Annotated in this window: 16 protein-coding genes; 12 read left to right on the forward strand and 4 right to left on the reverse strand. The window is 66.2% G+C overall.

All coding sequences use genetic code 11. The features are described 5' to 3' along the window. Nucleotides 1-6 precede the first annotated feature (6 nt). Nucleotides 7-1,335, forward strand: a complete 1,329-nt coding sequence (locus ASC83_RS11315; RefSeq protein WP_056062248.1) for a protein kinase — start codon at nucleotides 7-9, stop codon at nucleotides 1,333-1,335. A 63-nt stretch (nucleotides 1,336-1,398) separates the two neighbouring features. Here ASC83_RS11315 and ASC83_RS11320 read toward each other — a convergent pair whose 3' ends face one another. Continuing rightward, nucleotides 1,399-2,628, reverse strand: a complete 1,230-nt coding sequence (locus ASC83_RS11320; protein WP_056062251.1) for a nucleoside recognition domain-containing protein — start codon at nucleotides 2,626-2,628, stop codon at nucleotides 1,399-1,401. A 277-nt stretch (nucleotides 2,629-2,905) separates the two neighbouring features. Between ASC83_RS11320 and ASC83_RS11325 the strand changes: the two genes are divergently transcribed. The 10 genes from ASC83_RS11325 (at nucleotide 2,906) to ASC83_RS11370 (ending at nucleotide 14,205) form a co-directional block, all read left to right on the forward strand. Continuing rightward, nucleotides 2,906-3,619 carry a YebC/PmpR family DNA-binding transcriptional regulator gene (locus ASC83_RS11325; RefSeq protein ID WP_056062254.1) on the forward strand — a complete coding sequence of 238 codons (714 nt, stop codon included), beginning with the start codon at nucleotides 2,906-2,908 and terminating at the stop codon, nucleotides 3,617-3,619. An 84-nt stretch (nucleotides 3,620-3,703) separates the two neighbouring features. Then, a complete protein-coding gene (locus tag ASC83_RS11330; protein ID WP_015014301.1) occupies nucleotides 3,704-4,000 on the forward strand; it encodes a DnaJ domain-containing protein in 297 nt (98 codons plus the stop codon). Further along, nucleotides 3,997-4,572, forward strand: a complete 576-nt coding sequence (locus tag ASC83_RS11335) for a hypothetical protein (protein WP_056062257.1) — start codon at nucleotides 3,997-3,999, stop codon at nucleotides 4,570-4,572. The genes ASC83_RS11330 and ASC83_RS11335 overlap by 4 nt, the downstream gene beginning before the upstream one ends. Before the next feature lie 5 nt (nucleotides 4,573-4,577). After that, a complete protein-coding gene (locus tag ASC83_RS11340; RefSeq protein ID WP_056064957.1) occupies nucleotides 4,578-5,339 on the forward strand; it encodes a hypothetical protein in 762 nt (253 codons plus the stop codon). A 169-nt stretch (nucleotides 5,340-5,508) separates the two neighbouring features. Next, the gene (locus ASC83_RS11345) at nucleotides 5,509-6,801 is read left to right on the forward strand and encodes a hypothetical protein (RefSeq protein WP_056062258.1); all 1,293 of its coding nucleotides are present in this window, start codon (nucleotides 5,509-5,511) and stop codon (nucleotides 6,799-6,801) included. Between the two features lie 341 nt (nucleotides 6,802-7,142). Further along, complete coding sequence (locus tag ASC83_RS11350) at nucleotides 7,143-8,249, forward strand: GGDEF domain-containing protein (protein ID WP_235509360.1); 1,107 nt, start codon at nucleotides 7,143-7,145, stop codon at nucleotides 8,247-8,249. Between the two features lie 163 nt (nucleotides 8,250-8,412). Further along, nucleotides 8,413-9,042, forward strand: a complete 630-nt coding sequence (locus ASC83_RS11355) for a DUF1569 domain-containing protein (RefSeq protein WP_056062265.1) — start codon at nucleotides 8,413-8,415, stop codon at nucleotides 9,040-9,042. A gap of 228 nt (nucleotides 9,043-9,270) precedes the next feature. Further along, nucleotides 9,271-10,302 (forward strand): HlyD family secretion protein, encoded by a 1,032-nt coding sequence (locus ASC83_RS11360; protein WP_056062268.1) that lies wholly within the window; start codon nucleotides 9,271-9,273, stop codon nucleotides 10,300-10,302. Next, the gene (gene rbbA / locus ASC83_RS11365) at nucleotides 10,266-13,070 is read left to right on the forward strand and encodes a ribosome-associated ATPase/putative transporter RbbA (protein WP_056062271.1); all 2,805 of its coding nucleotides are present in this window, start codon (nucleotides 10,266-10,268) and stop codon (nucleotides 13,068-13,070) included. The genes ASC83_RS11360 and rbbA overlap by 37 nt, the downstream gene beginning before the upstream one ends. A 1-nt stretch (nucleotide 13,071) precedes the next feature. After that, nucleotides 13,072-14,205 (forward strand): ABC transporter permease, encoded by a 1,134-nt coding sequence (locus ASC83_RS11370; RefSeq protein ID WP_056062274.1) that lies wholly within the window; start codon nucleotides 13,072-13,074, stop codon nucleotides 14,203-14,205. Between the two features lie 66 nt (nucleotides 14,206-14,271). Here the strand turns inward: ASC83_RS11370 and ASC83_RS11375 are convergent, their stop codons facing one another. Beyond that, on the reverse strand, nucleotides 14,272-15,546 hold the full coding sequence (locus tag ASC83_RS11375) for an amidohydrolase family protein (RefSeq protein ID WP_056062276.1): 1,275 nt from the start codon (nucleotides 15,544-15,546) through the stop codon (nucleotides 14,272-14,274). Between the two features lie 71 nt (nucleotides 15,547-15,617). Between ASC83_RS11375 and ASC83_RS11380 the strand changes: the two genes are divergently transcribed. Next, on the forward strand, nucleotides 15,618-15,977 hold the full coding sequence (locus ASC83_RS11380) for a VOC family protein (RefSeq protein WP_056062279.1): 360 nt from the start codon (nucleotides 15,618-15,620) through the stop codon (nucleotides 15,975-15,977). A gap of 34 nt (nucleotides 15,978-16,011) precedes the next feature. On the opposite strand, the gene ASC83_RS11385 is transcribed toward ASC83_RS11380, so the two are convergent. Next, on the reverse strand, nucleotides 16,012-16,935 hold the full coding sequence (locus ASC83_RS11385; protein WP_056062282.1) for an ABC transporter permease: 924 nt from the start codon (nucleotides 16,933-16,935) through the stop codon (nucleotides 16,012-16,014). 114 nt (nucleotides 16,936-17,049) lie between these two features. After that, the gene (locus ASC83_RS11390) at nucleotides 17,050-18,111 is read right to left on the reverse strand and encodes an ABC transporter permease (protein ID WP_056062285.1); all 1,062 of its coding nucleotides are present in this window, start codon (nucleotides 18,109-18,111) and stop codon (nucleotides 17,050-17,052) included. Nucleotides 18,112-18,129: the final 18 nt, after the last annotated feature.

The following is an 18,129-nucleotide window of genomic DNA, read 5'->3' on the forward strand; positions in this document are numbered from 1 at the left end:
CCCGCCATGGCCACTGCCACCTCTGCACCGCCCGCCAACATCGGCAAGTACCGCATCGAGCGTGAACTGGGGCGGGGAGCCAGTGGCATCGTGTACCTGGGGCTCGACGGCTTCCGGGGCCGCAAGGTGGCCATCAAGCAGACCCACGCGCACCTGCTGAAGGTGCCCGAGCAGGCCGAGCGCTACCGCAAGCTGCTGCGCAACGAGGCCGCCCTGTCGGGCCGCCTGCGCCACCCCAACATCGTGCGCCTGCTCGACGCCGACGAAGAGGCCCTGCCCCCGTACCTGGTGCTCGAATACGTGGACGGCCAGCCCCTGTCGGCCTTTGCCACGCCCGATGCACTGCTGCCCATGCCCCAGGTGCTCGACATCGCCTTCAAATGCTGCAACGCGCTGGACTACGCCTGCCGCGAAGGCCTGGTGCACCGCGACATCAAGCCGGCCAACCTCATGCTGGCGCGCCATGGGGATGTGAAGCTGACCGACTTTGGCGCTGCCCTGTCATTGCGCAGCGACGCCACCCAGCTGTCGGGCCTGGTCGGCTCGCCCTCGTACATGTCGCCCGAACAGGTGCGCGAACACGATCTCACCCACCACAGCGACATGTTCTCGCTGGCCGTGGTGGTGTACGAGCTGCTCACCGGCCGCCGCCCGTTTGATGGCGACACCGACTTCGCCACGCTCTACAAGATCAGCAACGAGACGCCCACCCGGCCCAGCCTGCTGCGGGCGTCGTTGCCTGCGCATGTGGACGAGGTGCTGCTGCGTGCGCTGGCCAAGCAGCCCGCCGACCGCTTTGCCACCTGGGCCGACTTTGCCCAGGCACTGCTGGCCGCGCACCGGGGCCTGCCCCGCCAGAAGTCGCAAGACACTGAGGCCGAGCGCTTTGCGCGCCTGCGGGCATTGCCGTTTTTTGCCGACTTTCACGACGTCGCGCTGTGGGAGCTGATGCGCCTGGGCAGCTGGCGCAGGCTGGAGCAGGGCACCGTGCTGATGCGCGAGAACACGCCCGGCGACTCGTTCTGTATCCTTATCGAAGGCCAGGTGGCCGTCAGCCGCCAGGGCTGGAACCTCAGCACCCTGGGCCCCGGCGTGACCTTGGGCGAGATGACCTACCTGCGTCCCGACAACCGCATCCGCACCGCCACCGCCGTGGCCGAGACCGAGGTGCTGGTGCTCAAGGTGCGCAACCCTGCGCTGCGCGAGGCGTCGGAGGATTTGCAGTCGCGCTTTGACAAGGCCTTCATCAAGCTGCTGGTCGGACGGCTGATTGCCACCAACGAGCAGCTGGCTGAGTGGGAACTGGTGGCTGCGCCAGGGCCCGCTGGCGGTTGATACCCTGATTGCTACTTAATTGATAGCTGCCAGGGCATATTGCACTAGCGCTACCAGCAAAAACTATCCAAAAAACCGGTAGCACACCACAATGGCGGCCACCACGCCCGCCAGCTCGGCCAGCAAGGCGCAGCCCACGGCGTGCCGGGCGCGCTGAATGCCCACGGCTCCAAAGTACACGGCCAGCACGTAAAAGGTGGTCTCGGTGCTGCCCTGGATGGTGGCGGCGGCCAGGGCGGCGAAGCTGTCTACGCCCTGGGTCTGCATGGTCTCGATGAGCATGGCACGCGCCGCGCTGCCTGAAAACGGCTTGACCAGGGCGGTGGGCAGGACGTCCACAAACCGGGCGTCGGCACCCAGTGTGGTCACGCACCAGCGGATGCCGTCCAGCACGTAGCCCAGCGCCCCCGAGGCGCGGAACACGCCCACCGCGCACAGCATGGCCACCAGGTAGGGCAGCAGGCCCTTGGCCACGTCAAAGCCTTCGCGCGCCCCCTCGATGAAAGCCTCGTACACCGGCACCTTGCGCCACGCGCCCAGCGCCACAAACAGCACGACCAGCGCAAACAGCGTGAGGTTGCCCAGCAGCGACGACAGCGAGGCCAGGGCCGCAGCGCTGAGCGTGGTCAGCAGCGCCATGAACCCGCCCAGCACCAGCGCCACGGGCAGCAGGTAGGCCAGCACCACGGGGCTCCACAGCGGCAGGCGCTGCACCACGGCCACGCTCAGCAGCCCCACCAGGGTGGAGGCAGACGTGGCCAGCAGGATGGGCAGGAAGACCAGCGTCGGGTCGGGCGCACCCTGCTGCATGCGGTACATGAAGATGGTGACCGGCAGCAGCGTGAGCGAGGAGGCGTTGAGCACCAGGAACAGGATCTGCGCGTTGGTGGCGGTGTCGGGCTCGGGGTTCAGCTCCTGCAGGGCCTTCATGGCCTTCAGGCCCATGGGCGTGGCCGCGTTGTCCAGCCCGAGGGCGTTGGCGGCAAAGTTCAGCGTCATCAGGCCCAGGGCAGGGTGGCCCCGGGGCACACCCGGCATCAGGCGCAGGAACAGCGGGGCCAGCCACCGGGCCAGGGCATCGACCAGGCCCGCCCTCTCGGCAATCCGCAAAAAGCCCAGCCACAGCGTGAGGGTGCCAAACAACAGCACCATCACCTCGACCGACAGTTTGGCCATGGCAAACAGCGCTTCGACCATGGCCGCAAAAATCTGGGCGTTGCCCCCCACCAGCCATTGGGCCAGGGCCGCGATGGCCGCCGTGAGGAAAAAGCCCAGCCAAAGGGTGTTGAGCATCAGTGCACCGGGCAGGGGTCAAAAGAAGGAGCTTTGCGCATGTCGCCGAGGTTAACTGCACCGCTGCGTGCGGCTGATAGAGAGCGTGGCGGAAGGGCAACGAAAGTGTCCATGGTGGTCAGTGGTACCCTATAGGGTTCGGTCTGAAGTTGCACTCCCATCCTCTGGGGGCTGTTCGGGAGGCGTATTTCCTCCCGGTGGCTCCTGCATGGCTGCAGCAACTCCCACACACGGCGCCCCAGCGCGCCGCATTCACATCAAGGAAAAGAGATCCATCATGGGCGCGCAGTGGAAAGCAAAAGGCAAGGCACAGGTGGCCGACGCCAAGGGCAAGCTGTTTGGCAAGCTGGTCAAGGAAATCACCGTGGCTGCACGCGGCGGTGCCGACCCGGCCAGCAATGCCCGCCTGCGCCTGGTGGTGGAGCAGGCTCGCAAGGCCTCCATGCCCAAGGACACGCTGGAGCGTGCCATCAAGAAGGGCTCGGGCACCGGCGCGGACGCGGTGAACTACGAACGCGTGATCTACGAAGGTTTTGCCCCCCACCAGGTGGCCGTGATGGTTGAATGCCTGACCGACAACGTGAACCGCACGGCCCCCGAGATGCGTGTGCTGTTCCGCAAGGGCCAGCTGGGCACCTCGGGCTCGGTGGCCTGGGACTTCAACCATGTCGGCATGATCGAAGCCGAGCCCGCCACCCCCGACGCTGACCCCGAGCTGGCCGCCATCGAGGCCGGTGCGCAGGACTTTGAAGCGGGCGACGAGGAGGGCACCACCACCTTCTGGACCGACCCCACCGACCTCGACCTAGTCAGCCGCGCGCTGCCCGCCCACGGCTTCACGGTGCTGTCCGCCAAGCTGGGGTACAAGCCCAAGAACCCTGTGAACCCCGCCAACCTCACGGCTGAGCAGCTGGAGGAGGTTGAGAACTTCCTGGCGGCCATCGATTCGAATGACGACGTGCAAAACGTGTTTGTGAGCCTGGGTGGTTGATGTGCGCGCGCAGGCGCCGACACAGGTGCTGAAGAGGGTGCACTGGATGGCGCCCCTGGCTTTGACGGACGGACTGACTGTTTCATGACTGCTGACCACTACGCAGCCCTTGGGCTGGCGGCCAACGCGTCGCTGGCGGACATCAAGAAGGCTTTTCGCCAGAAGGCCTCGTTCTACCACCCCGACCGCAACACGGCGCCCGACGCCGCACAGCGCTTTGCCGAGGTGCAAAAGGCCTATGAGGTGCTGTCTGACGACGACGCCCGCCAGGCCTATGACGACAACCGCCGCCGCAACCTGCTGGACGACCCGCTGCAGACCGCTCAGGAGATCTGGCAGGCCTACAGCGCACGCATTCTTTCTCATCCTTCCGCCCTGTGAAACTTTCTCCCTATTTTTATGACCTGCGCTCCGCCTACCAGGCCGAGCTGGACGACCTGGTGTCCGACTCCGAGGGCAACGACGTTCTGCGCAAGCGCCTGGCCGAAAAGCGCAACGAGATGGCGTTTTTGGTGCAGATGATGGAACTGGCCCCCGAAATGGTGGCCGTGGTCTTTCACCGGGGCTTTCGCTTTACCAAACCGGCTGCACTGGAGCACCTGCTGGGCTTGCCGGTGAACGAGCTGCCCGACTGGCACAGCCTGACCCATGCCGTAGCGTTGGAGCCCTGGGCAATGAGTCTGGCCCAGACCGTGTTGCGCGAACCCCAGGGCGCACGTTTTCTGACGGTAGCCGCCGGCCTGGAATACCTGCAACAGCACGCGCGCCTGGCTCCGGCCGCAGCGTCGCATGCCGACAGCGATGCCGAGGACGATGGTGAAGATGCCGCCGAACACGACGATGACTACAGCGCCCTGAGTGCCGACGACGCGGTGGACCCGCAAAACAGCCGTACGCGCGAAGAGTCCAGCGCCAACTGGCTGGCCGATGTGGGCTTTGAGCGCAAGGAATGACGACCATGAGCAGCAGCAACCAACACCTGGCCCTGATCACCAAGACCACCAGCCTCATTGCGGCCGGTGACATCGTGGGCGCCGAGTCGGCCCTGGCCGAGCTGGCCGACACCGATGGCGACGGCGCGCTGATGGTGGTGCTGGACCAGCTGGCGCCCAAGGACATCCTGGCCGTGATGCGCGAGTACGACGACTCCAAGGCTTCGGTGGTCAACATGCTGGTCACGCCCGAGCAGTTTGCGCGCGCGATGGTGCTGGAAAAGCAGTACAAGGACCTCACCCATACCCACCTGCGCAACATGGTCAACGCGGTGGTGTTCCGTGACGATGCCGACCCGGTGGAGTTCCTCACCGCCATTGGCGACCTGGAGGGTGGCGCTGAGGCCCTGGCCAACTACTTTGCCGAAAAGTGGAGCCGCATCGAGGCCTTTGCCCGTACCGGCACCTTTGACGCCACCGAAGACTACGGCGTCACACTGAGCGACGACGAGCTGCTGGCCTCGGGCTATGTGCAGCCGCGCATCGACCTCGATGAAGTGGCCGACCGCGACTGGATGCAGATGGCCTGGCTGCTGCGCTATGAGTGCCGCGACCTGTTCATCGAGATGCTGCTGGTGCTGCGTGCCAAGGCCCGCGCGTTTGACCAGGGACTGGAAGAGGGCGAAGAGACGTCCGAAGAAGACGATGGCAAGTTCGAGACCAGCGAAACCGACCGCGGCAAGGCCACGCCTGCCGCACGGGCTTCCGACGAAGAGTCTGCAATTTAGTGAACAACCCCCTGAGGCGCTTCGCGCCTCCCCCCTTCTCTCGAATGGCTGTGCCATTCGGGAAGGGGGACACCGCCAGCGCGGCGGGGCGGCCCTTGCGCGGCGGTCCTTGTATGGGCCGCGCCAGTTTCATACCCCATGAGCAGCGCGAAGCGCGATAGATTCAGACATGACCGTGCCTCCCACGCCTTCCTCAATTTCTGCACCAGTCGCTACTGCCAATGCCCTGCAACTGCACGACGCGCGCCCTTTCTTTGAAAAGGCGCTGGTCTACGGCGTGCAGCACGGCCTGATTGACGCGGACCGGCTGGCGGCCATCAATGCCGATGCGCCCAAGGGCATGGTGCAGATCGCGCGTTACTTTGGCAGCGAGTTTCTGCGCCCAGAACTGGAGAAGGCGCGGGACCGCATGGTCAACCTGATCAGCCTGTACCTGCTGGAGACCACAGCCGGTGATCTGGCCAAGGCGGCGGTGTCGCTGCGCGACAACTCCTTTTTGTCGCGCTCCAAAGGCGGCTCGGACATGCTCAAGCGCTTGATCGCCATGCCCGAGAGCAGCAACTTCGGCATGGGCGGCTATGCGGATGCCGAAACCCCACTGCTGGCTGCCTGGTCGCTGCGCAGCCATGCCGACTACCGCGCCGAGCTGGCCCGCCGCAGCCACATCGCCCAGGCCATCGCCGCCGCCGAGTGGCTGGCCGCGCAGTACGACCTGGACACCGAAGAGCTGGAAACCGCAGGGGCCGACGCCGAGGCCGTGATCCGCACAGGGCTGCTGATGCAGGCGCTGAACCCCAAGGCCATGGCGGCGAGTGAGTGGCCCAGCGCCCCGGTGTTTGAAAAGCTGGTGACCGCACTGCGCAAAAAGAAGGCACCCCTGCCGACGGCGCTGCGCCTGCCCCCCGGCGTGCCGGCAGAGCTGCGTGACGTGCTGCAAGTGCAATGCGCCCCCGTGCTGGCCGACCTGCCCAAGCTGCTGCAATCCGCTGCGCCGCTGCGCACCCTGCTGCGCCCCATGGGCGCCTTCAGGGCACGCTACTTCCTGCTGGACGACCCTCTGGCCGAAGTGGACAGCTTTCACCGCAGCCTGGATGTGCTGGAGGACGACGATGAGCCTCCACAGCCTGCCAGCAAGACATGGACCAAGGCGACCGGGGGCAACGACGATGAGCACTCGCTGCTCACGCTCTTCCTGTGCCTGGCCGCCGGTGCGCCCAAGAAAACGCTGCTCACCGAGAAAACCGCCGCCAGCCTGGTGCGCAAGATCCGCAAGTCTGGCCTGCAGCCCGAGCTGGCGTCTGACTTCATCCGCAGCCACGCGGCTGCCGCCTTCCAGCAGGACTACCTGGCTCTGTGGTCTGGTTTTTTGCAAGACGCGCAGGCCACGCTGACCAGCGACCGCGACTACCAGATGCACGATGCGCTGGCGCTGCTGCGGCGCGAATGCCACGTGGTGGGTTGACAGGTGCTCCCAACGGCCACGCGAGGAGGTATGGCCTGAGGAGCTCCAAGCGCCGGCTGAAGCACTGCATTGCTGCCCGCAAAGCGTCGCGGGGCAGTCAATGCTCTCGGTTACCATTGTTCACGTTGATAGTCATCTCACAGCCGGCAGGCGATAGCAGCCGGGCGTTGAGCGATGGCGTCGCGTTGTGAACCCCACTCCATCGCCTGCCCGTACCCTCTGTGCACAGCCCCACCCTCCTTATCGTCGCGGCCATTCTTGCAGCGCTGGTCACTGGCGTTTTGTCCGCGGTGTGGCTCTTCAACAGACGTATTCCGGGACTTCGCCTCTGGGCGCAGGCATTGTTCTGCGCCACTGTGTTCTGCATCAACCTGTTGCTGCGCGACCATGTGCCTCTGCCGTTGTCTGTCGTGCTGGCGCAGTCTTCCATTGCTTTGACTGCATACCTGTGCCTGCTGGGCGCACGCGAGTACATGGGCAAGGCGCCCCTGGGGCGTGGTGTTGCCGCTCTGGCCTTGGGGCTTCTGCTGGCGACTGCCTTGTTTTTTACCCTGGTGAAGCCTAACGTGCAGGTGCGCATCGTGCTGACGGGTCTAGTGCCAGGGGTGATATTCATTGCGGCTGCACACACGCTGGCACGTGGCGGTTTTCGTAAGGTACCCGCACGGTACCTGTTTGCGGCCACGGTGGGTGTGCACGGTGCCTTCTTGCTCGTGCGGCCCTTATTGTTCAAGCTGGCCGCACCCGCCGAAGGGGCGCAGCCCGAGGCGGGCATAGTGGCCGCGCTGTCGCAGTTTGTGGTTCTGGAGTCCACCCTCGCTGTGGTGCTGGTGGCGTTCGGCGCATTGATGCTGACCAATGAGTTCATCACCAACGAACTGCGCCACCTCGCCGAGGTGGACCCGCTGACCAATGTGTTCAACCGCCGCGCGTTTCTGACCTTGTTGGACAAGGCCATCAGCAACGCCCAGCGCACGCAGACGACGTTGCCCGTGCTGGTGATGGACCTGGACCACTTCAAGAAGGTCAACGACAGCTGGGGCCACCGCGCGGGCGATGATGTGCTGCGCCATTTTGTGATGCTGGCCCAGCGCTGCCTGCGCAAGGAAGACGTGATGGGCCGCCTGGGGGGTGAGGAGTTCGCGATCTTCTTGCCCAATGCAGGGGCCGGTGGCGCCATTGCGGTGGCCGAGCGCCTGCGCGCCATGGTAGAGGCACACCCTGTGGTGACCGAGCAGCGCAGCATTGCGCTCACGGTGAGTGTTGGTGTCACCCTGTGCGCGGGCAGCGAGTCGGCGGGTACGGCCTTGCAGCGTGCGGACGAGGCCATGTACCTAGCCAAGGAGCGGGGGCGCAACCGGGTGGAGATGACGGTGGCCCCAGCAGCGCCCTTGGTCCCCGTTACTGCAACCCCCGCGCCGGCCGCACCAACTACCCTGGCGGCCTAGGCGCAGCGGAGCGCCGGGAAGGCGCCCAGGCCTTGCAGCCCTGCGCCATGGCGTGCTGTGTCGGCTGCCCGACCCTGGCGATGGCTGCAGGGGGCACAAGGCAGGCGCTGCCCGGCACAATCAACGCTTTCACCCCACCCCGGTGATGCGAGCAGACAACCCCATGGCAGTTCCACCCCCTCCTGGCGCACCCAAAGCCGCTACCTCCAAAGCCACCCACCCCTCGCCGCCTGCAGCGCCCGACCGGAGGGCGTTTCTGGCCATCGGCACGGGGGTGGCGCTCGCAGCGGCTGGTGCTGCCGGGTATTTTCTGCTCCAGCCCGACAACGACAGGCAGCTGGTGTTTGCCACCCTGCACGATGCGATGCGCGAGGCCGAGCGGCTGAACGCAGCTTCCGTCCACGCGCTGGAACCCGCCACGGCCTGGACCTGGGCACAGACGCTGGTGCATTGCGCACAGAGCATTGAATACTCGCTGCAGGGTTTTCCGTTGCCCAAATCTGCGCTGTTCCAGAACACCCTGGGGGCTGCAGCTTTCAAGGTGTTTACCCTGCAGGGACGCATGAGCCACAACCTGGCAGAGCCTATCCCGGGCGCCCCCGCGCTGGATGCGCAGGCCACGGACACATCGGCCGCCATGGCCCGCCTGCGCCAGGCGGTGCAGGACTTTGCCATCCACACGGGGGCGCTGCAGCCTCACTTTGCCTACGGTGCACTAAGCCGGTCGCAGTACGAGCAAGCGCATGCCATGCACCTGGCCAACCACCTGTCGGCCTTCGATGGGCGCGGGTAGGGCAGTCTCCGGCAACCGACGCGACGCCTCTCAGAACCCGCAGAGGCAAGCTTGTGTCTCAGGCGGAAGCCCCACGCAATTGCAGCCAAATTGATGCAAGTCAAGCGAGGCGGCTGGCCACAAGCAGCCTATGAAGGCGCTGCGCTTACGATGCATTTTGAGGTGAGGCGCCTTTGCTGACGTGACTGGAAATGCGCTCGTGCCTCCGCATCAAAAGGGATCAGAGCCATGGGCAGCAAGTGGAAAATTTATGCGGCCGCCGCAGCGCTGTTGTTGCTGGGCACCGTGCTGGTCGTGCGGTGGGCGCCCTGGCAGCCCAAGGGGCCCGGCCCCGGGTTTGTGAGCGGCAATGGCCGCATCGAGGCCACCGAGATTGCAGTGGCCACCAAGCTGGCGGGGCGTGTGCTCGATGTTTTGGTGGCCGAGGGCGATTTTGTGAAGGCGGGGCAGCCTCTGGCCCGCATGCAGATCGACAGCCTGCAGGCCCAGCGCGAAGAGGCCGTGGCCCGGCTGCAGCAGGCGCAACTGGCCATCAGCAGTGCCCAGGTGCAGGTGGCCCAGCGCGAGAGCGACTACCAGGCCGCCTTGGCCGTGGTGGCCCAGCGCGAGAGCGACCTCGACACCGCCCGCCGCCGCCTGCCGCGCTCTGAGCAGTTGGCACGCGAAGGCTTTTTCTCCAGCCAGTTGCTCGACGATGACCGCGCCAAGGTGCGCAGCCAGCAGGCCGCTGTGACGGCTGCCAAGGCCCAGGCCAAGGCCGCACAGGCGGGCATTGGCGCGTCGCGCACGCAGGTGACCAGTGCCGAGGCCAATGCGCGCGCGCTGCAGGCCACGGTGGCCCGCATTGATGTGGAGCTGGCTGACAGCGAACTCAAGGCACCGCGCGACGGGCGGGTGCAGTTCCGCGTGCTGCAGCTGGTGGACCTGAGCGACGTGTACATGACCTTCTTTTTGCCCGAGACCGTGGCGGGCCGCGTGGCGCTGGGCAGCGATGTGCGCATCGTGCTTGATGCCGCGCCGGGCTTTGTGATCCCGGCCACCGTGTCGTTTGTGGCCAGCACCGCGCAGTTCACGCCCAAAACGGTGGAGACCGCCAGCGAGCGCCAGAAGCTCATGTTCCGCGTGCGCGCGCAGATTGACAAGGCGCTGCTGCTGCGCCACCAGGAGCAGGTCAAGACCGGTCTGCCAGGTGTGGCCTGGCTGCGGGTGGACCCCGCCGTGGAATGGCCCGCCAACCTCGCCATCAAGGCCGACCAGTGAATCTCCCCGGCGGCGTTGCACCCGTGGCGCGCCTGCGTGGCGTGGGCCAGCGCTACGGTCGCACGGTGGCGCTCGCAGACATCGATTTGGAAGTGGCCGCAGGCCGCATGGTGGGCCTGATCGGGCCGGATGGCGTGGGCAAGTCCAGCCTGCTCGCGCTGGTGGCGGGCGCCCGTGCAGTGCAGCAGGGCACGGTAGAAGTGTTGGGCGGGGACATGGCCCAAAGCCGCCACCGCAGCCGGGTGTGCCCCCGCATCGCCTACATGCCGCAGGGCCTGGGCAAGAATCTGTACCCCACGCTGTCGGTGGAAGAGAACCTGCAGTTCTTTGGCCGCCTGTTCGGGCACGACGCGGCCGAGCGTCGCCGGCGCATCGATGAACTCACGCGCAGCACCGGCCTGCACCCGTTCCTGGCGCGGCCTGCGGGCAAGCTCTCGGGCGGCATGAAGCAAAAGCTGGCGCTTTGCTGCGCGCTCATCCACGACCCCGACCTGCTGATCCTGGACGAGCCCACCACCGGCGTGGACCCTTTGGCGCGCGCCCAGTTCTGGGATTTGATCGGCCGCATCCGCGCCGCGCGGCCCGGCATGAGCGTCATCGTGGCCACGGCCTACATGGAAGAGGCCCAGCGTTTTGAATGGCTGGTGGCCATGGACGAAGGGCGCATCCTGGCCACGGGTACGCCTGCCGAGCTGATGGCCCGCACCGGGCACGATGTGCTGGAGCAGGCTTTTGTGGCCCTGCTGCCCGAGGCCAAGCGCCGGGGCCACCAGGCGGTGCAGATTCCGCCGCTGGACCGGTCGCAGGCAGACGACGCTGCCAACGTGGCCATCGAGGCGCGCGACCTGACCATGCGTTTTGGCGACTTTGTGGCGGTGGACCATGTGAGCTTTCGCATCCAGCGCGGCGAGATTTTTGGCTTTCTGGGCAGCAATGGTTGCGGCAAGTCCACCACCATGAAGATGCTCACCGGCCTGCTGCCCGCCAGCGACGGGCAGGCCTGGCTGTTTGGCCAACCGGTGGACCCCAAGGACATGGCCACGCGGCGGCGCGTGGGCTACATGTCGCAGGCGTTTTCGCTGTACAGCGAGCTGTCGGTGGAGCAGAACCTGGTGCTGCATGCCCGGCTGTTCCACGTGCCCGAGGCCGAGGTGCCCGCGCGCGTGACGGCCATGCTGGAGCGCTTTGACCTGCAGGCCGTGCGCAGTTCGTTGCCCATGAAGCTGCCGCTGGGTATGCGCCAGCGCCTGTCGCTGGCCGTGGCCATGGTGCACCAGCCCGAGCTGCTGATCCTGGACGAGCCCACCTCGGGCGTGGACCCGATGGCGCGCGACAACTTCTGGCGCCTGATGGTGGAGCTGGCACGGCGCGACAAGGTCACCATCTTCATCTCCACCCACTTCATGAACGAGGCCGAGCGCTGCGACCGCATCTCGCTGATGCACGCAGGGCGCGTGCTGGAGAGCGCTGCGCCGCAGGACATCGTGGCCAAGCGCGGCGCCGCCACGCTGGAAGAAGCCTTCATCGGCTATCTGGAAGATGCTGCGGGCACGGCCCAGGCTCCTGTGTCCGTGGCGGCTTCGGGCCCCACTGCGCTATCGCCGGCGTCCGCGCCCAACACTCCCACCTGGCCCACCCGCCTGCGCCAGAGCCTGGCCCGCATCCACAGCACCCAGTGGCGCGAGGCACTGGAGCTGCGCCGCGACCCGGTGCGTGGTGCCATGGCGCTGCTGGGCTCGCTGATCCTGATGTTCGTGATGGGCTACGGCATCAGCATGGACGTGGAGAACCTGCGCTTTGCCGTGCTGGACCGGGACCAGACCGCGCTGAGCCGCACCTACACGCTGAACCTGGCGGGCTCGCGCTACTTCACCGAGCAGCCGCCCATCACCACCTACGCTGAGCTGGATGCGCGCATGCGCTCCGCCGAGATATCGCTGGCGCTGGAGATCCCGCCCGGCTTTGCGCGCGACGTGGCACGCGGCCAGCCGGTGCAGATCGGTGCCTGGGTGGACGGGGCCATGCCCCAGCGCGCCGAAACCGTCATCGGCTATGCCCAGGGCCTGCACCAGCAATGGCTGGTGGAGCAAAGCCGCAGCCGCACGGGCGTGGTGCCCCGGGGCCTCTTGGAGGTGGAGCCGCGCTACCGCTACAACCCCGACGTGCGCAGCCTCCCGTCCATGGTGCCTGCCGTGATCCCGCTGCTGTTGCTCATGCTGCCCGCCATGCTCACGGCCCTGGCCGTGGTGCGCGAGAAAGAGCTGGGCTCCATCATCAATCTGTATGTGACGCCCACCACGCGCACCGAATTCATGCTGGGCAAGCAGCTGCCCTATGTGCTGCTGGCGCTGTTCAACTTTGGCCTCATGTGCCTGGCGGCCGTGACGGTGTTTGGCGTGCCCATCACCGGCAGCTTTGCCACGCTCACGCTGGGGGCCGTGCTGTTCAGCCTGTGCTCCACGGGCATGGGGCTGCTGGCCTCCACCGTTACGCGCAGCCAGATTGCTGCCATGTTTTTTGCCATGGTGGGTACGCTCATCCCGGCGGTGCAGTTTGCGGGGCTCATCAACCCGGTGTCGTCCATGACGGGCTTTGCGCGCCGGTTCGGAGAGGCCTACCCGGCCAGCCACATGTTCACCATCAGCCGGGGCGTGTTCAACAAGGCGCTGGGCCTGCAGGATCTGCAGGCCGAGTTCTGGCCGATGCTGTTGGCAGTGCCGGTCATCGTTGGCGCGGCGATCTTGCTGTTACGCAAGCAGGAGACCTGACATGGCGCTGCGTGGCCGCTGGTCGAACATTTTCAGGTTAGGCATCAAGGAGCTGTGGAGCCTGTGGCGTGACCCGGCCATGCTGTTCCTCATCGTCTACACGACCACGCTGGCGGTGTATTCGGCGGGCATGGCGCAGCCCGAAACGCTGCACCATGTGCCCATTGCCATCGTGGACGAGGACGATTCGGCCTTGTCCCAGCGCATCGCCACCGCGTTCTACGCGCCCCAGTTCACACGCCCCGCCATGATCAGCATGCGCGAGGTGGACCCGGGGCTGGACGCCGGCCGCTTCACGCTGGTGCTGCACATCCCCGCGCATTTCCAGCGCGACGTGCTGGCGGGCCGGGTGCCGCAGGTGCAGCTCAACATCGACGCCACGCGCATGGGGCAGGCGTTTGCGGCCAATGGGGCGGTGCAGCAGATCGTGCAGCTGGAGGTGGCCGAGTTCGTGCAGCGCGACCGCACTGTGGCCGCGCAACCCATCGAACTGACGGTGCGCTCGCGCTTCAATCCAGCGCTCAACCCCGCGTGGTTCGGCTCGCTGATGGAGCTGATCAACATCGTGACCATGCTCTCCATCATCCTCACCGGCGCCGCGCTGATCCGCGAGCGCGAGCATGGCACGGTGGAGCATTTGCTGGTGATGCCCGTCACCCCCGGCGAGATCATGCTGGCCAAGGTCTGGGCCATGGCGCTGGTGGTGCTGGTGGCTACCTGGGTGTCGCTCACGGCGGTGATCCGCTGGGCGATTGGTGTGCCCATCGAAGGCTCGGTACCGCTGTTTCTGCTGGGGGCCACGCTGCATCTGTTTGCCACCACGTCCATGGGCATCTTCATGGCCACGGTGGCGCGCAGCATGCCGCAGTTTGGGCTGCTGATGGTGCTGGTGATGATGCCGCTGCAGATGCTGTCCGGCGGCGTCACCCCGCGCGAGAGCATGCCGCTGTGGGTGCAGTACGGCATGGCCCTGGCGCCCACCACGCACTTCACCGAGCTGGCCCAGGCCATCCTCTACCGGGGCGCGGGATGGGCTGTCGTGTGGCCGTCGCTGGTGTGGTTGTTGGGCATTGGGGCCGTGCTGTTCAGCCTGGCGCTGGCGCGGTTTCGCAAGACGATTGCGCGCATGGCGTGAATGTCGGAGAGATGTTTTTGCTATTGAATGTATAGCTATCAAGGCATGATTCACTAGCGCTTGGAGCTAATTCGATGCAAAATCCACGCTGCCGGGCCGCCCAGTCAGGTTCAGCTGCGCCACGGGCACCGGGCTGCTGGCCACCCGTTGGCCGCGCCGCCACACACCTAGGCGCGTGGCCCGCAGGCGGATGGCGTCCACCGGGTTGCGCGCATGCAGCAGCACCAGGTCGGCATGGCAGTCGGGGGCGATACCGTAGCCCTCCAGCCCCAGCAGCTTGGCGGGATTCACCGTCACCGCATCAAAACACTGCCGCATCGCGGCCTGGCTGGTCATCTGTCCCACGTGCAGGCCCATGTGCGCGGCCTCCAGCATGTCGGCGCTGCCGCCGCTGTACCAGGGGTCGAGCACGCAGTCGTGGCCAAACGCCACCGTCAGGCCCGCAGCCATCAGCTCGGGCACGCGGGTCATGCCACGGCGCTTGGGGTAGGTGTCGTGGCGGCCTTGCAGCGTGATGTTGATGAGCGGGTTGGCCACCACGCCCAGGTCGGCCTCAGCCATCAGCGCCATCAGCTTGCTCACGTAGTAGTTGTCCATGCTGTGCATGGAGGTGAGGTGCGAGCCCGTCACGCGGCCCTGCAGGCCCAGGCGCTGGGTTTCGTACGCCAAGGTTTCCACGTGGCGCGAGTGCGGGTCGTCGGATTCGTCGCAGTGCATGTCCACGCGTTTGCCGCGTTCGGCCGCCAGTTCGCAAAGGATCTTCACGCTCTCGGCCCCTTGGGCCATGGTGCGCTCGAAGTGCGGAATGCCGCCCACCACGTCCACACCCATGTCCAGCGCGCGCTTCAGGTTGGCCAGCCCTCCGGGCGCGCGCAGCACGCCGTCTTGTGGGAAGGCCACCAGTTGCAAATCCAGGTACGGCGCCACGCGCTGCTTTACATCCAGCAGCGCCTGCACCGGCAGCAGGCTGGGGTGGCTGGTGTCAACATGGCTGCGGATGGCCAGCAGCCCGCGCGCCACGGCCATGTCGCAGTACTGCAGCGCGCGCTGCACGATGGCGTCGTGGGTCAGCGTGGGCTTGAGTTCGCCCCACAGCGCAATGCCTTCGAGCAGCGTGCCGCTCTCGTTCACGCGCGGCTGGCCGTAGCTCAGGGTCGAATCCATGTGGAAATGCGCGTCCACAAACGGTGGGCTCACCAGCAGGCCACCGGCATCCACCGTCTCATGCGCGGGGGCTTGCAGGCCTTCGGTCACTTCGGTGATGCGGCCGCCTTGCACGGCGATGGACATGTTCTGGCGGCCGTCGGGCAGGCTGGCGTGGGTGATGAGCAGGTCGAGCATGGTGGGGGAGTGTAGATATTCGTCGGGACGCGCTGGCACACTGCGGGGTCTCAAGAAGAAAGGGTCATCCGATGAACGCACATGAAAAGCTGAACTACGTCGAATTTGCCGCGTGCGATGTGCCCGCCACGAAGTCGTTCTTTGAAAAGGCCTTTGCATGGACCTTTGTGGACTATGGCCCCGAATACACGGCCTTCTCGGGCCAGGGGTTGGACGGCGGCTTCTTCCGCGCCAGCCTTTGTTCCACTCCAGCCACTGGCGGCGCCTTGCTGGTGTTCTACAGCGCAGACCTCGAAGCCACATTGGCCAAGGTGGAGGCGGCAGGTGGCCATGTGGTCAAGCCGGTGTTCGACTTTCCGGGAGGACGGCGCTTTCATTTCACAGAGCCCAGCGGCAACGAGTTTGCGGTGTGGTCCGACCAGAGGGTATGAATGAATCGGGCGTGGTGGGCTCATTCGCATCTTCTCACCGCTCCCCCTTGCGGTAGGGCTTCATCAGCGCCTGCGGATACGCCGCCTTGCGTGCCACCAGCACCAGCGCCAGGATGGACAGCAGGTACGGCAGCATCAGATACACCTGGTACGGCAGCCACGCATCGCCCGCCTGCTGCAGCCGCAGCTGCAGCGCGTCAAAGAAGGCAAACAGCAGCGCACCCAGCAGCGCCTTGCCAGGCCGCCACGAGGCAAACACCACCAGCGCCACGCAGATCCAGCCGCGCCCGTTGATCATGTTGAAGAAAAACGCGTTGAACGCCGACAGGGTGAGGAAGCTGCCCGCCACGCCCATCAGCGCCGACCCGGCCACGATGGCGCCGGTGCGCATGGCCGCCACCGAGATGCCCTGGCCCTCGGCCGCCTGCGGGTTCTCGCCCACCATGCGTACCGCCAGGCCCAGGGGGGTGCGCATCAGCACCCAGGCCAATAGCGGCACCAGCAGCAGGGCCAGCAGCGTGAGTGGGGTTTGTGCCGACAGGACAGGAATGCCCAGCCATTCCATCGGTGCAAAGGGCTCGATGGTGGGTGGCGTGTTCACCTTGGGGAAGCTCACCCGGTAGCCGTAGTAGCTGAGCGCCGTGGCCAGCAGCGTGATGCCCAGCCCGGACACATGCTGCGACAGCGCCAGCCCCACGGTGAGCCATGCGTGCAGCAATCCAAACACTGCGCCGGTGAGCGCCGCCACCAGCACCCCGGCCCACAGTCCGTGGCCCGTGTACACCGTGAGCCAACCAGTGAAGGCGCCAGCGACCATGATCCCTTCAATGCCCAGGTTGAGCACCCCGGCGCGTTCGCACAGCAAAACCCCCAGCGTGCCCAGAATGAGCGGGGTGGCGACCCGCAGGGTGGCAATCCAGAACGCGGGGTTGGCGAGGATGTCGAGCAGTTCGGTCATGCGGCTGCTCCGTGGAAATTTGCTTTCATTTCGATAGCATCTAGCGCATGATTCACTAGCGCCAGAGGCCTATTTGGCTTGAAATTGTGGTGTGTATGGGTTGTCATGGCTGCTTCACTTCCACCGCACGCGGTACTGCGTCAGCAGCCCGGCCACCAGCACCGCAATCAGCGAAGTCGCCACGATCACATCCGCAATGTAGGTAGGCACGCCCACCGCGCGGCTCATGCTGTCAGCCCCCACCAGCACGCCCGCCACAAAGGTGCCCGCCGCAATCACGCCCAGCGGGTGCAGTCCGGCCAGCATGGCGATCACGATGCCGCTGTAGCCGTAGCCGGGCGACATGTCGAGCGTTACATAACCAGTGCGACCGGCCACTTCGATGGCGCCAGCCAAGCCTGCGAGCCCGCCGGAGAGCAAGGCGACCAGCACCACCGTGCGGGTGATGGGCACGCCCGCAAAGGCAGCAGCGCGTGCATTGGCTCCCGCAGCACGAATGTCAAACCCCGGCACAGTGCGTGCCAGCAGCGCCCACAGCATCACGGCCAGCGACACGGCCCACAGCAGCCCCGTGTGCAGCCGCGTCTGAGGCACCAGCTTGGAGAGTTCCAGGTCGCCCTGTAATGCCACACTCTGCGGCCAGCCCATGGAGAGCGGGTCTTTCATCGGCCCATCGAGCAGGGCTGACACCAGCAGCAGCATGATGAAGTTGAGCAGCAGTGTGGTGACCACCTCGTCCACGCCCAGCCGCGCCTTCATCAGCGCCGGGCCCAGCAGCAGCGCCGCGCCCGCCAGCGCGGCCGCCAGCATCATGAGTGGGAAGAGCAGATAGGGCGACCACTCCAGCCCCGTGCCCCCATGCATGCCGCCCACGGCCACGGCGGCCAGCGCCCCGGCATAGAGCTGCCCCTCGGCCCCGATGTTGAACAGCCGCGCGCGAAAGGCCACGGCGGCTGCCAGCCCGGTCAGGATCAGCGGCGTGGCGCGGGTGAGGGTTTCGGTCAGCGCAAACACCGAGCCGAAGGCGCCCTGCAGCAGCAGCGCATAGGTCTGCCCCACGGGCGCGCCAGCCCACAGCACCAGCAGGGCGCTGACGATCAGTGTGAACACCACGGCGCCCACCGGCGCCAGCACGTAGGCGGCTGGGGAGGTGTGGTTGCGTTTTTCAAGTCTCATGCTGGGTTGTTCTTGTTG

This window comes from Acidovorax sp. Root402, assembly GCF_001425125.1.
In the GTDB taxonomy this organism is placed as follows: Bacteria; Pseudomonadota; Gammaproteobacteria; order Burkholderiales; family Burkholderiaceae_C; genus Acidovorax; species Acidovorax delafieldii.